The organism is Streptomyces sp. N35 (genome assembly GCF_016464295.1).
In the GTDB taxonomy this organism is placed as follows: domain Bacteria; phylum Actinomycetota; class Actinomycetes; order Streptomycetales; family Streptomycetaceae; genus Streptomyces.
Window position 1 is genome coordinate 70,828 of the sequence record NZ_JAEIMH010000032.1, and the last position, 13,185, is coordinate 84,012.

Annotated in this window: 10 protein-coding genes and 1 pseudogene; 7 read left to right on the forward strand and 4 right to left on the reverse strand. The window is 71.1% G+C overall.

Features of this window, described 5'->3' with window-relative positions; translation table 11 throughout:
* Positions 1-4: 4 nt before the first annotated feature.
* Together JAO81_RS19325 and iolC are read right to left on the reverse strand one after the other, a co-directional pair.
* Positions 5-892 carry a deoxyribose-phosphate aldolase gene (locus JAO81_RS19325; RefSeq protein ID WP_307813483.1) on the reverse strand — a complete coding sequence of 296 codons (888 nt, stop codon included), beginning with the start codon at positions 890-892 and terminating at the stop codon, positions 5-7.
* Positions 889-1,839: a 5-dehydro-2-deoxygluconokinase gene (gene iolC, locus JAO81_RS19330; RefSeq protein WP_233415607.1), complete on the reverse strand. Its 951-nt coding sequence runs from the start codon at positions 1,837-1,839 to the stop codon at positions 889-891. Before iolC ends, JAO81_RS19325 begins: the two co-directional genes overlap by 4 nt.
* A 203-nt stretch (positions 1,840-2,042) precedes the next feature.
* On the opposite strand from iolC, the gene JAO81_RS19335 reads away from it, so the two are divergent.
* The 3 genes from JAO81_RS19335 to JAO81_RS43990 all read left to right on the forward strand — a co-directional run bounded on the left by JAO81_RS19335 (position 2,043) and on the right by JAO81_RS43990 (position 4,525).
* On the forward strand, positions 2,043-2,951 hold the full coding sequence (locus JAO81_RS19335) for a sugar phosphate isomerase/epimerase (protein WP_199549126.1): 909 nt from the start codon (positions 2,043-2,045) through the stop codon (positions 2,949-2,951).
* A 16-nt stretch (positions 2,952-2,967) separates the two neighbouring features.
* Positions 2,968-3,921, forward strand: a complete 954-nt coding sequence (locus JAO81_RS19340; RefSeq protein WP_307813485.1) for a helix-turn-helix domain-containing protein — start codon at positions 2,968-2,970, stop codon at positions 3,919-3,921.
* A gap of 406 nt (positions 3,922-4,327) precedes the next feature.
* Entirely contained in the window at positions 4,328-4,525 is a 198-nt protein-coding gene (locus JAO81_RS43990; protein WP_374194316.1) for a helix-turn-helix transcriptional regulator, read from the forward strand.
* 156 nt (positions 4,526-4,681) lie between these two features.
* On the opposite strand, the pseudogene JAO81_RS19345 reads toward JAO81_RS43990, so the two are convergent.
* A pseudogene (locus JAO81_RS19345) lies at positions 4,682-6,877 on the reverse strand (MMPL family transporter); the annotation flags it as partial.
* Between the two features lie 146 nt (positions 6,878-7,023).
* Here JAO81_RS19345 and JAO81_RS19350 point away from each other — a divergent pair.
* The gene (locus tag JAO81_RS19350; RefSeq protein WP_199549127.1) at positions 7,024-7,674 is read left to right on the forward strand and encodes a TetR/AcrR family transcriptional regulator; all 651 of its coding nucleotides are present in this window, start codon (positions 7,024-7,026) and stop codon (positions 7,672-7,674) included.
* Between the two features lie 13 nt (positions 7,675-7,687).
* Here JAO81_RS19350 and JAO81_RS19355 read toward each other — a convergent pair whose 3' ends face one another.
* Positions 7,688-8,902, reverse strand: coding sequence for a cation:proton antiporter (locus JAO81_RS19355; protein WP_199549128.1), 1,215 nt, complete (start codon positions 8,900-8,902; stop codon positions 7,688-7,690).
* A gap of 114 nt (positions 8,903-9,016) precedes the next feature.
* Between JAO81_RS19355 and JAO81_RS19360 the strand changes: the two genes are divergently transcribed.
* From JAO81_RS19360 to JAO81_RS19370, 3 genes are all read left to right on the forward strand, one after another.
* Complete coding sequence (locus JAO81_RS19360; protein ID WP_199549129.1) at positions 9,017-9,922, forward strand: PrsW family intramembrane metalloprotease; 906 nt, start codon at positions 9,017-9,019, stop codon at positions 9,920-9,922.
* A gap of 103 nt (positions 9,923-10,025) precedes the next feature.
* The gene (locus JAO81_RS19365; protein ID WP_199549130.1) at positions 10,026-10,331 is read left to right on the forward strand and encodes a heavy-metal-associated domain-containing protein; all 306 of its coding nucleotides are present in this window, start codon (positions 10,026-10,028) and stop codon (positions 10,329-10,331) included.
* A 101-nt stretch (positions 10,332-10,432) separates the two neighbouring features.
* Entirely contained in the window at positions 10,433-12,694 is a 2,262-nt protein-coding gene (locus JAO81_RS19370) for a cation-translocating P-type ATPase (RefSeq protein ID WP_199549131.1), read from the forward strand.
* Positions 12,695-13,185 lie beyond the last annotated feature (491 nt).

Sequence of the window (13,185 nt, forward strand, 5' to 3'; positions counted from 1 at the left end):
CTCCCTACAGCAGACCCACAGCGGTCTGGACGGCCGCCGCGACATCGTCATCGGGCGGATAGAGCAGCGAACGGCCCACGACAAGCCCTTGCACGGTGGGCAGTTGCAGCGCGCCCCGCCATTTCTCGTACGCGGCGTCCTGATCGGCATGCGTATCGCCCCCCAGGATCACGGACGGCAGCGTCGAGGCCGCCATGACGCGCGCCATGTCGTCCGGGTTCTCGGTCACGGGCACCTTGAGCCAGGTGTACGCGGAGGTGCCGGCGAGCCCGGAGGCGATGGCGATGGAGGTGGTGACGGCCTCGGCGGACAGGTCGTTGCCCAGGCGCCCGTCGACGCGGCGGGACACGAACGGCTCGACGAACACGGGCAGCCGGCGCTCCGCCATGTCGTCGATGACCCGGGCGCTGGAGTGCAGGGTGGCGAGCGAGCCGGGGTCGTCGTAGTCGATCCGGAGCAGCAGCTTGCCGCCGTCCAGGCCCGAGCGCTCGAGGTCGGCGGGCCGGTAGCCGGTGAAGCGGTCGTCGAGCTCGAAGGCCGAGCCGGCCAGACCGCCCCGGTTCATGGAGCCGAGTGCCACCTTGTCGTCGAGCGCACCGAGCAGCAGCAGGTCGTCGAGGATGTCGGCGGTGGCCAACACCCCGTCCACGCCCGGGTGTTCGAGGGCCAGGCAGAGCCGCCCGAGGAGGTCGAGCCGGTTGGCCATGGCGAGCTGCCGGCCGCCGACGGAGAGCGCGCCGCGCGCCGGATGGTCGGCGGCGATGATCATCAGCCGTCCGCCGGCGCCGATCAGTGCTCTGCGGCGTCTGCGTGCGGCGGCTTCAGCGACGGCCTCGGGGTGCAGGGCCCGGGTCCGCGCGAGTTCGGCGGGGCTGATCACGGGGACGCTCACAGGACCGCCTCGACCTCATGCGGATACGGCATCGCGGAGGAGCAGGCGAGCCGGGAGGCGACCAGCGCGCCGGCCGCGTTCGCGTACCGCATGACGCGCTCCAACTCCCAGCCGGCGAGCAGCCCGTGGCACAGCGCACCGCCGAAGGCGTCCCCGGCGCCGAGCCCGTTGACCACCTCGACCGGCACCGGCGGGACCTCGGCGCTCTCGCCCTTGCTGTTGAGCGCGAGCACCCCCTTGGGGCCCTGTTTGACGACGGCGAGCTCGACCCCGTGGTCCAGCAACTTCCGTGCGGCGTCCAGAGGTTCCCGGGCGCCTGTGGCGATCTCGCACTCCTCCAGGTTACCGACGGCGACCGTGGCGTGGGCGAGGGCCTGCTCGTAGTACGGTCGCGGCTCCTCGTTCCGGGCCCCCTCCTTCCGGGCCCCCTTCTTCCAGGCCCCCTTCTTCCAAAACATGGGCCGCCAGTCGAGGTCGAAGACCGTGAGGGCGGCGCGGTCGCGGGCGGCGAGTGCGGCGAGGGTGGCGTCGCGGCTGGGCTGTTCGCTCAGTCCGGTGCCGGTCATCCAGAACACCCGGGCCGTACGCACCGCTTGGAGGTCGAGCTCGTCGGGGTGGATCTCCAGGTCGGGTGCCTTGGGCTGCCGGTAGAAGTAGAGCGGGAAGTCGTCCGGCGGGAAGATCTCGCAGAACGTGACGGGGGTCGGCAGTCCCGCGACCTCGGTCACCCAGCGGTCGTCCACGCCGAAGTCCCGCAGCGCCTGGTGGAGATACGTGCCGAACGGGTCCGCGCCGGTGCGGGTGATCACCGCGGTGCGCCGGCCGAGGCGGGCCGCGGCGACGGCGACATTGGCGGCGGAGCCGCCGAGGAACTTCCCGAAGCTCTCGACCTCGGCGAGCGGCACACCGGTCTGCAGGGGGTACAGGTCCACGCCGATCCGGCCCATGGCGATCACGTCGAACCGGTCCTGCTGGCCTTGCGGTTCGGACACCGGCCACACCCTTTCGGTTCCGCCCTGGTCCATGTCGTACCGCCGACTCCAGGTCTAATGCCGCGCGCGCCACACTGTCAACGCATTGTCCTTACATTCGGACCATGGGCCGTCCCCCTCCTTGACACCCTTCTCATACCGCCGGAAAGCTGGCGCCCATGACGCAAGGGCACGGACTGTCGCGTATCCGTATCGGCTCCGCCCCCGACTCCTGGGGGGTGTGGTTCCCCGACGATCCGCGGCAGGTGCCCTGGCGCCGCTTCCTCGACGAGGTCAGCGATGCGGGGTACGAGTGGATCGAGCTCGGGCCGTACGGCTATCTGCCCACCGACCCGGAGGTGCTGCGGGCGGAGACCGGGCGGCGGGGTCTGAAGGTGTCGGCGGGCACGGTGTTCACCGGCCTGCACCACGGCCCGTCCGTATGGGACGCCACGTGGGAGCAGGTCTCGCGGGTCGCCGCGCTGGCCAGGTCGCAGGGCGCCGGCCACCTGGTCGTGATCCCGTCCTTCTGGCGGGACGACAAGACGGGCGCGGTCCTGGAGGACCGCGAGCTGACCGCCGCACAATGGCGTGAACTGGCCCATGGATACGAGCGGTTGGCGCGCGAGGTCCGCGAGACGTACGGCCTGCGGATCGTCGTCCATCCGCATGCGGACACCCATATCGACACCGAGGAGAACGTCACGCGTTTCCTCGACGCCACCGACGCCGGTCTGGTCTCGCTGTGCCTGGACACCGGGCACTACGCGTACTGCGGCGGCGACAACGTGAAGCTGATCGAGACGTACGGCTCGCGGATCGGCTATCTGCATCTGAAGCAGGTCGACCCGGACGTGCTCGCCGCCGTACGGACGGAGGACCTGCCGTTCGGTCCCGCGGTCGCGCGCGGTGTGATGTGCGAGCCGCCGACCGGAGTCCCGGCGCTGCACCCCGTCCTGACGGCCGCCCAGACGCTCGGTATCGAGCTGTTCGCGATCGTCGAGCAGGACATGTACCCCTGTGAACCGGACCGGCCCCTGCCCATCGCGCGCCGCACCCGCGCCCATCTGCGCTCCTGCGGGGCGTGACACGAGGAGGAGAGACGTGGTGCGGACGAAGGTGCCCAGAACGCTGAGATGCCCGGGCGGTACCTGGGAGCGGGCCCTGGGCACGCCCCATCCGCGGCTGCGGCCCGGGATCCTCGGCTACCGCGGCTTCCGGTTCGCGCTGCCCGGACCGCGGCGCCGGCTCGAAACCCCGGTCGCCGCGGTCACGTTGCTGCTCGGCTTCGACCGGCCGCTGCGGGTGCACCACGCGCGCCGGCCGACGGTGTCGCGGGTCTGTGCGGTGTCCGGGCTCGCGACGACGGCGGTGGTCGGCGAGCACGACGGGCGGCTCTCGGGGATCGAAGTGATGATCGCGCCCTGGGCCGCGTTCACGCTCTTCGGCCTCGACCAGCATGAACTCGCCGACCAGGTGGCCGATCCGGACGAGGCGCTGCCGGCCGGGCGCGGGCGGTGGGGCTCGGTGGACAGCCTGGCGGACGCCCTGGGGTCGCTGCCGACCTGGCACGCGCGCTTCACCCTGCTCGACGAGGTCTTCACCCTCTGGTCGGAGCAGGGCGCGCCCTCGTCACCGCGTACGGTCGCGGCCTGGAACGAGCTGGTCCGCACGTCCGGCGCCGTCCCCGTCTCCCATCTCGCCGAACAAGTCGGCTGGAGCGTACGCCAGTTGGAGATCCGCTTCCGCGAGCAGATCGGGCTCAGCCCCAAGGCGGCGGCGCGGGTGCTGCGGTTGCAGCGGGCGCGCCGGCTGCTCGCCGCGGGCCGTACACAGGCGGAGACGGCGGCGGCCTGCGGGTTCTACGACCAGTCGCATCTCAGCGGCGAGTTCCGCGCGATGACCGGCTGCACGCCGGGCGAGTTCGCCTCGGCCCGCCGCTCATCCGGCGCGGAGCCCGGACCTCCGCATCCCGACCGGCTGCTGGGCGAGGCCACCAGCCTGCTGCTCCCGGCGAACGGAACTGCGCCTTTCTCCAATACCGGGCCGGTCCGCTGAGGCAACCTGATCAGGTCGACCTTCCGCCGGGGGAACGGGGGTCGCCAAGGGCCGGGCTCCGTCGCAGGGAGTCCGGCCCTCTGCCTGCTTCCTTTGCCTGCTTCCTTTGCCTGCTTCCGCTGTCTGCTTCCGTTGCGCGCGGCTGCATTTTCCGTACGGTCATTCCGGGCAAAGCACCACGGATTCGCGACAAACGTCCCCCTTCCGTCACAGGTGTCTCACTCACGCGGGTTTCCCGTCACACCCCCTCAACAGGCACACCCCCCTCGTCACTCCCCGTCGTTCACGGGGCAAAGGCTGAGTGATCGACAGCACACGCTGCGTGATCACCGTGAGAGAACGCATCCGGCTCCCCCGACGGCTCCCCCCGGGCCGTAGCCGTGATGCGCACAGGGAGGTGCCACACATGGCCAACCGCGAGCTCTGGTCGTACAAGGACATCGCCGCACACATCCGGGTCCAGCCGGACACCGTGCGCTCGTACCGCAAGCATGGGCTGCTCCCTCCGCCGGACCACGTGGAAGCCGGCAAGCCGTACTGGTACGCCGACACCATCCGCCGCTGGGTCGCCGCCCGGCCGGGCAACAGAGGCCGCAAGGAGTAGGCGGACGCCGAGGGCCTCGCCCCCCCCCACACAGGGGGGGGGGCCGGGGCGCCGCGCCCCCCCCCGGCGGGGGCGGGGGGGCGGGGACCTGTGTGTGCAGGCTCCTACGCCGGCCTTCTCGCGCGTCCCGGTGCCGGTCCCCGTGCCGGCACCAGTACCGGTCGCGGTCCCGGTCGCCACGGGCTCGGGCTCCCCTTCGCTCAGCCCGAAGCGCTCGTGCAGCCGCCGCAGCGGACCCGGTGCCCACCAGGTCCAGCGCCCGGTGAGCTTGAGCACGGCCGGGACCAGGAGGCTCCGTACGACCATCGCGTCCATCAGTACGGCCAGGGCGATCCCTAGCCCCAGCATCTTGGTGTTGGTGACCCGTGACGTACCGATCGCGACCATCACCACCGCGAGGATCACCGCGGCGGCCGTGATCAGCCCACCGGTGTGCTGCAGGCCGAACTTCACGGAGTGCTCGTGGTTCCCGGTCCGGTCGTACTCCTCCTTGATCCGCGAGAGCAGGAAGACCCCGTAGTCCATGGAGAGGCCGAAGGCCACACAGAACATCAGGACCGGCAGGGTCGTCTCGATATCGCCGGTCGAGGTGAAGCCGAGCAGTCCGGACAGATGGCCCTCCTGGAAGATCCACACCATCGCGCCGAACATCGCGGTGAGGCTGAGACCGTTGAGCAGCACGGCCTGCAGCGGGATCAGCACACTGCCGGTGAGCAGGAAGACCAGGAGCAGCGTGACGACCGCGATGATCGCGAGCGCCCACGGCAGCCGTTCGCCGATCGCCGCCTTGGAGTCCTCGAGCTGGGCCGCGCGTCCGGTCACCGAGGTATCGAACGGGGCTTCCTGGTCCCGGAGTTCATGCACGAGCCGCTGCGCCTGTTCGCCGACCGCCTCACCCTTCGGGAGCACGGTGAAGTACGCCAGGTCACCCGAGGCCGACGGCACGGGTCCCTCGACCCGCAGCACACCCGGCAGCCGGCCGACGCCCGAGCGGAACTCCTCGTACTCCTCGGGCGTGCCCTTCTCGGCGAGCACCTTGAGCGCGCCGTCCGGGCTGCCCGGGAAGCCGCCGCGGATGTGCTGCTGTACGACATGGGACTCGGCGCTCGCGGGCAGCTGGCGGTCGTCGGGGGTGCCGAACTTGACGCCCAGGAAGGGCAGTCCGAGCAGCAGCAGACCTGCGGTGGTGGCCACGGCGAAGACGGGCGCCCGGCGCATCACGAGCGCGGCCGCCTTGCCCCAGCCCGCCCCCTGCTCCTTGCGCGGTTCACGGCCCCGGCGCCACAGCTTGCGCAGGTCGAGGGAGTTGACCCGCTCCCCCAGAAGCATCAGGGCGGCCGGCAGCAGGATCAGTGCCGCCGCCGCGGCGAGCAGCACCACCGCGATCCCCGCGTACGCGAAGGAGCGCAGGAAGTACTGCGGGAAGAGCAGCATCGCGGCCAGGGACACGGCGACCGTCAGCGCCGAGAACAGCACGGTCCGCCCGGCGGTCCGCAGCGTCGTGCCCACCGCGGTCCGCACCTCGGCGCCCGCGGCGAGCTCCTCGCGATAGCGGCGGACGATGAACAGGGCGTAGTCGATGGCGAGTCCGAGGCCCAGCGCGGTGGTGAGGTTCATCGCGAAGACGGAGACATCGGTGAACTCGGTGATTCCCCGCAGCACGGCGTTCGTCCCGAGGATCGCCACGATGCCGACGAGCAGCGGAAGCAGCGCCGCGACCGCGCTGCCGAAGACCATCACGAGCAGCACGAGCGTCACCGGCAGGGCGATCATCTCGGCCCTGAGCAGGTCCTCCTGGATGGTCCCGGTCATCTCGTGCTGCACCGCGACGGGCCCGCCGATGGACACCTCCACCGGGCCGTGGGTCCCGCGCAGTGCCGGCGCGATCCTCTCCAGGGTGGCCGCCGCGGTCTTCTCGTCGCCCTCGATACGGGCGGAGATCAGCGCCTGCCCGCCGTCCTCGGCGCGCAGCGCGGCCTTCGCCCGCTCGGGCGCCTGCCAGTACGAGCCGACGCCGGTGACCCCGTCCTCGGCGGCGAGCCGCTCGGCGAGCCTGCGGCCCTCGGCGGCCACGGCCGGGGCGTCCACACCGGCCTTCCCGCTGTCGACGAGGAGCAGCACATTGGGCTCCGAGTCGGGGAACTCCCGCTCCAACACCTCGGCCGCATACGTGGATTCGGCGGCCGGATCCTCCCAGCCACCACTGCCCATCCGGTCGGCGACCCCGCTGCCGGCGAACACGGCGAGGGCGGTGACGACCAGGGCGATCAGGAGCGAGAGCCGGGGGCGCGCGGTCACGAGCCGGGTGAAGCCCCGCGGCTCGGGCGGACTGCTGGCGGGTTCGGTAGGCATAGCGGGTGTCCCCTTCACCGTGCTAAATACGAGCTATCACTCGCGTTTCTCCAGAATGCGAGCGCCAGCTCGCATTTGTCAACCGCCACCCGCACCACCGCCTCACATAGGCTCGGAGCACCGAGATGAGGGAGTGGGAGACACCGATGCCCGACCAGGAGCTACAGCCCGCCGCACCGAAGCCGCGTCGCCGCCAGGCACGCGGGGAGCGCCGAGCCGCCCAGCTCCTGGACGCCGCGGCCACGGTCTTCACCCAGTCCGGTTACGCGGGCGCCAGCACCAACGCCATCGCGCGCGAGGCCGGTGTCTCGCCCGGGACGCTGTACCAGTTCTTCCCGAACAAGGAGGCCATCGCCGTCGAGTTGGGCGGCCGGCTGCTCGAGCAGTGGCGCACCTCGTACGGCGAGGCGCTGTCCGCCGAGAACATCCGGCTGCCGCTCACCGAGATGGTGGACGCGGTGGTGGACCCGCTCCTCGAGTTCAACGTCCAGAACCCGGCGTTCCATGTGCTCATGCACGGCCCGGACGCCCCGGGCCAGGTGACCGACGCCTTCGAGGCCTTCCATGGCGCGGTGCTCCAGCGGATCGAGGAACTGCTCGCGCTGTATCTGCCCGACACCCCGAGGTCCGAGATCACGATCGTCGCCAACACGGTGCTCGGCCTCTTCAAGGCCGGGCTCGATCTGCTCGCCGTACATCAGGACGAGCAGGAGGCGTACCGGGTGGAGCTGAAGAGAGTCCTGTTCCGCTATCTCGATCCGGTGATCGGGGACTGCGTGCTGCCCGACCAGGCATAGGCCGTACGGCAGGTCACCAGGCCTCGGCGCCCTGCACCCGCCCCTCCGGCAGGGCCTTCTTCCCCGTGCCCACCCGCAGCTTCATCGCGAGCAGCGGGAACACCAGGACGGAGACCATTCCCGCCCCGACAAGCGCCGCCGCCTCGCCGCTTTTGAGCAGGTGCTCCTCGAGCCCGATCGTCGTGATCGCCACGACCAGCGGCAGCGCGGTGGAGGCGTACAGGGTGAGGGCGCGGCGGTCGCGCCGGTCCAGATCGCCCGGCGCCAGGAGGAACACCGGCAGTCCTCGTACGAGCAGGAAGAGCACCAGGAACACGGGCAGCAGCACCAGCGCCCGGCCGCCGTCGAGCAGGGCGGCGAGGTCGAACTCGATGCCCGTGACAATGTAGAAGAGCGGCACCAGGAAGCCGAAGCCCATCGCCTCGACCTTCGAGACGACCTCGTGCGCGCTCTCGGGCGAGGCCCGGTGCAGCACGATCCGGGTGATCATCCCGGCGGCGAACGCACCGAGCAGCACATCGAGCCCGAGCCAGGTCGCCAAACCGAGCATCACGGCAAGCAGCAGCACGACCAGACGCACCGCGAACTGCCCGCTGCTGTGCAGAGTCTTGGCGATGACGTTCGCGAACCACGGCTTGTGCGGCCGCATCGCCCAGAAGACCGCACCGGCGGTGGCCAGCGCGAACAGGACGAGTACGACGGTGGACTGCCACGCGCTGCGGCCGCTGAGCAGCACCGCCATCGCGATGATCGGCCCGAACTCGCCGACCGCGCCGAAGGCCTGCACCACGGAACCGAATCGGCTGCGCAGATCCCCGGCGTCCCGAAGTAGCGGAAGCACCGTGCCGAGCGCCGTGGAGGTGAGCGCCGTGCCGATGCAGACGGCCTTGCTGAAACCGCCGCTCGCGAGCACGAGCCCGAGGGCCAGACCGAGCACGAGCGAACACACCCAGGCCCGGGCCGCCCTGCTCAGGGTGTCGCCGCGGATCCGGTCGAACTCGATCTCGTATCCCGCAAGGAAGATCAGCATGGCGAGCCCGAGATGGGACAGACCCTCGGTCAACTCGCCGCTGGTGGCCCAGCCGAGGACGTCGGGACCGATGACGATGCCGAGCACGATCTCGAAGATGACCAGCGGTACGGGCAGCCAGCGGCCCACGCCGTAGGCGAGCAGGGGCGCGAGGACCGCGATGAACATGATCAGGATCAGCGTCCCGGACTGCGACATAACGGCTGTTTACCATAAACTCCGGACAAACCGCGCCCCTCACCTGCCAAGGACCGGCCGGCCACCGCCGCCTTCGACCGCCGGTCAAATCCGCTGAATCCGGAGGTACTTGCCATGCCCCCCACGCCCGTGGGCACAGCGCCCGAGATCACCCCCGGCCTGTGGAAACGCTGCCTGTGGGGCGGCCTCGCCCTGTGGCTCCTGACCGCGATCGTCACGTACGCCACGAAGAACACCACGCTGCTGCCGACCCTGATCCTGCTCGGCAGCTTCCTCGTGCCGGCCGTCTTCGTCATGTGGGCGTACGAGCGGCACGGACGCGACCTCGGCGTGGGCCTGATCCTCGGCTGCTTCGTGACCGGCGGCATCCTCGGGGTGCTCGGCGCCTCGGTGATGGAGTACTACCTCCTGCACCCCTCCCTGTGGATGTTCCTCGGGGTCGGCCTGATCGAGGAGGCGGTCAAGCTCGCCGCCCTGATGTGGGTCGTGCGCCGCCGCCCGCAGCTGCACGGCATCCGCACCGGTCTGGTGCTCGGCGCGGCGGTGGGCTTCGGCTTCGCCGCGTTCGAGAGCGCGGGCTACGCCTTCAACGCCGCCGTCACCACCAAGGGCATCGATCTGCGGGCGCTTCTGGAGACGGAGCTCCTGCGCGGGGTACTCGCCCCGTTCGGACACGGACTGTGGACGGCGATCTCGGGCGCGGTGCTCTTCGCGTTCCGCCGCCCCGACGGCCGCTTCCGCTTCGCCGGGCCGGTGATCGGCACATATCTGGGGGTGTCGCTGCTGCACGCGCTGTGGGACTCGATGCACGGCATCGCGATCTGGCTGGTCGCCCGGATCACCAGCACCGGCCTCGACCGCTCGCTCTTCGCCCAGGGGTACATCCCCGAGCCGACCGACCAGCAGAAGCATCTCTTCACGCTGTTCTCGGTCGGCGGCCTGGTGCTGATCTCGCTGATCGGCATCAAGTGGCTCCGCTCGCTGGCGCATCGCGACAGCACTTGGAAAAGTACCCCCTAGGGGTATACGGTGGAGAGCGTGAAGGAGGCCCGGACCGTACCGGCCTCCCCATGGGGCACTCTGGTGCCACCCTCAAAACGCACTCCCTCGACAGGAGAACGACATGACCGCCCAGACCGAGCTCCCCCAGGCCGAGACCACCGGTTCCTGCTGCGGCGGCGGTGGCTGCATCACGCCGGCCGCCGACGCGCAGGGTGACGTGACCACCGTCTACCAGGTGACCGGCATGACCTGCGGGCACTGCGAGGGTGCGGTCTCCGCCGAGATCTCCGAGCTGCCGGGCGTCACCTCGGTGAAGGCCGTGGCCTCCACCGGCCAGGTCACCGTCATCTCCGCCGCGCCGCTGGACGACGAGGCGGTGCGCGCCGCGGTCGACGAGGCCGGTTACGAACTGACCGGCCGCGCCTGACCGGTCGAAGCCCTCAGGGGGTGTGCGGCCATCGGCCGTGCGCCCCCTTCGGCGCTTCCTCATATACGGCGCCGAACTCCCCGTACCCCTGAAAGAACCCCATGTCCTCAGCAGCCCCCGACGCCATAACCCTGCCGTCCGCCGAGGTCGAACTCGCCATCGGCGGGATGACCTGCGCCTCGTGCTCCTCGCGTATCGAGCGCAAGCTGAACCGGATCGAGGGGGTCACGGCCTCGGTCAACCTCGCCACCGAGAAGGCGCGGGTCGCGTACGGCGGCGAGGTGGCGGTCCCCGATCTGATCGCCACCGTGGAGAAGCTCGGGTACTCGGCACACGAGATCGTGCCGGAGCCGCCCGCCGGCCTCGACGCACCGGACGCCCCGGACCTCCCCGAAGCGCATGAGGCCGATGCGCTGCGGCAGCGTCTGACCGTCAGCGCCGTGCTCGCGCTGCCGGTGGCCCTGATGGCGATGGTCCCGGCGCTGCAGTTCGACAACTGGCAGTGGCTCTCGCTCACGCTCGCCGCGCCCGTCGTGGTGTGGGGCGGGCTGCCCTTCCACCGCGCCGCGTGGACCAATGCCCGGCACGGCGCGGCCACCATGGACACCCTGGTCTCGGTGGGCACGCTGGCCGCGTTCGGCTGGTCTCTGTGGGCGCTGTTCTTCGGTGCCGCGGGGATGCCGGGGATGCGGCACGGCTTCGATCTCACCGTCGCGCGTACGGACGGGTCGTCCACGATCTACCTCGAAGTGGCCGCGGGCGTCGTCACGTTCATCCTGCTCGGGCGCTGGCTGGAGGCACGGGCCAAGCGCAAGGCGGGCGCGGCGCTGCGGGCGCTGCTCGAACTGGGTGCGCGCGATGCGGTGGTGCTGCGCGGCGGCGTCGAGGTGCGGGTGCCGGTCGCGGCGCTGCGGGTCGGCGACCGCTTCGTCGTACGGCCCGGGGAGAAGGTCGCCACGGACGGGACCGTGGTCGAGGGCACGTCGGCGATCGACGCCTCGCTGCTCACCGGGGAGTCGGTGCCGGTCGATGTCACCGTGGGTTCGCCGGTGACGGGCGCGACCGTGAACGCGGGCGGGCGCCTGGTCGTCGAGGCCGCGCGGGTGGGCGCGGACACCCAGCTCGCGCACATGGCCCGGCTCGTGGAGGACGCGCAGACCGGCAAGGCCGAGGTGCAGCGGCTCGCGGACCGGATCGCGGCGGTGTTCGTGCCGGTGGTGCTCCTGATCGCGGTGGGCACGCTCGGGTGGTGGCTCGGGGCGACCGGGGACGCGAACGCGGCCTTCACCGCGGCGGTCGCCGTGCTGATCATCGCGTGCCCGTGCGCGCTGGGACTCGCGACGCCGACCGCGCTGATGGTCGGTACGGGGCGCGGCGCCCAGCTCGGAATCCTCATCAAGGGGCCCGAAGTCCTGGAGTCGACACGGCGGGTGGACACCGTCGTCCTCGACAAGACGGGGACGGTGACGTCGGGGCGCATGGAGCTGGTGTCGGTGGTCGCGGCCGCTTCGGCCGACGACCGGGAGGCGCTGCGGTACGCGGCGGCCGTCGAGCAGGCTTCGGAGCATCCGGTGGGGCGGGCGGTGGCCGCCGGGTTCACCGGGGAGCTGCCGCCCGTCTCGGAGTTCGCCAATGTCCCCGGGCTCGGGGTGCGCGGCACCGTCGAGGGGCGCCCGGTCCTGGTGGGGCGGGGTGCGCTGCTCGCCGCGGAAGGGATCTCCGTACCCGCGGAGCTCGCCGCCGCGTCGGGCGAGGCCGCCGAGCAGGGCCGTACCGCCGTGCTGGTCGCCTGGGACGGGTCCGTACGGGCCGTGCTCGCCGTGGCCGACACGGTGAAGCCGTCGAGCGCCGAGGCCGTGGCGCGGCTGCGGGCGCTGGGCCTGAAGCCGATCCTGCTCACCGGGGACAACACCGCCGTCGCGCGGGCCGTGGCCGCCGAGGTGGGGATCGCGCCGGACAACGTGATCGCGGAGGTGCTGCCGCAGGACAAGGTCGAGGTCGTCCGGCGGCTGCAGGCCGAGGGCCGCGCCGTCGCGATGGTCGGCGACGGTGTGAACGATGCCGCCGCACTCGCCACCGCCGATCTCGGTCTCGCGATGGGCACAGGCACCGACGCCGCGATCCAGGCCGGCGATCTGACGCTCGTACGGGGAGATCTGCGCGTGGCCGCGGACGCGATCCGGCTCGCGCGGCGCACGCTGGCCACGATCAAGGGCAATCTGTTCTGGGCCTTCGGCTACAACGTCGCGGCGCTTCCGCTGGCCGCGGCGGGGCTGTTGAACCCCATGATTGCGGGGGCAGCGATGGCCTTCTCGTCCGTCTTCGTGGTGAGCAACAGCCTGCGTCTGCGCCGCTTCTCCTGATACGCCCCAGCTGGGGCTTCACATACTCACCACAACTCCCTTACGCTATGGACCGGTTCGGCATATCGGGTTCGACGTGCCGGTTCAGGACATAGCCGAGAGACGTAGATCACAGCGATTCCAACGTAACCATTCGGGGGGCTCGCAGGTCTAAGTGGCGATGGCAGAAGCGTCTTGGGGGGCGTTTGGGTCATCAGGGGACGTCTTGGGGGACGTACCCAGTCCGCGTTGGCCGGGGCACGTGCACGGAGAGCTTTGAGCGGCCCTCCCGTAACGCGTCCCGGCAGACCGCAGGACCAGCAGTACCGAAGTGCCGGCGGTACCGAAGCGCCGGCACTGCCGAACGCTCGACCGCTAGGCACGCGCAGACGCCCGGCCGGATCCCGTGGGGGGAATCCGCACCGGGGCTAGGAAAGAGGCCCCCCCCCCCCGCCCGGGGGGGGGCGCGGGGGGGGGGGGCCTTTCCCTTTTGTGGCCTCCCCCCCTTTGGC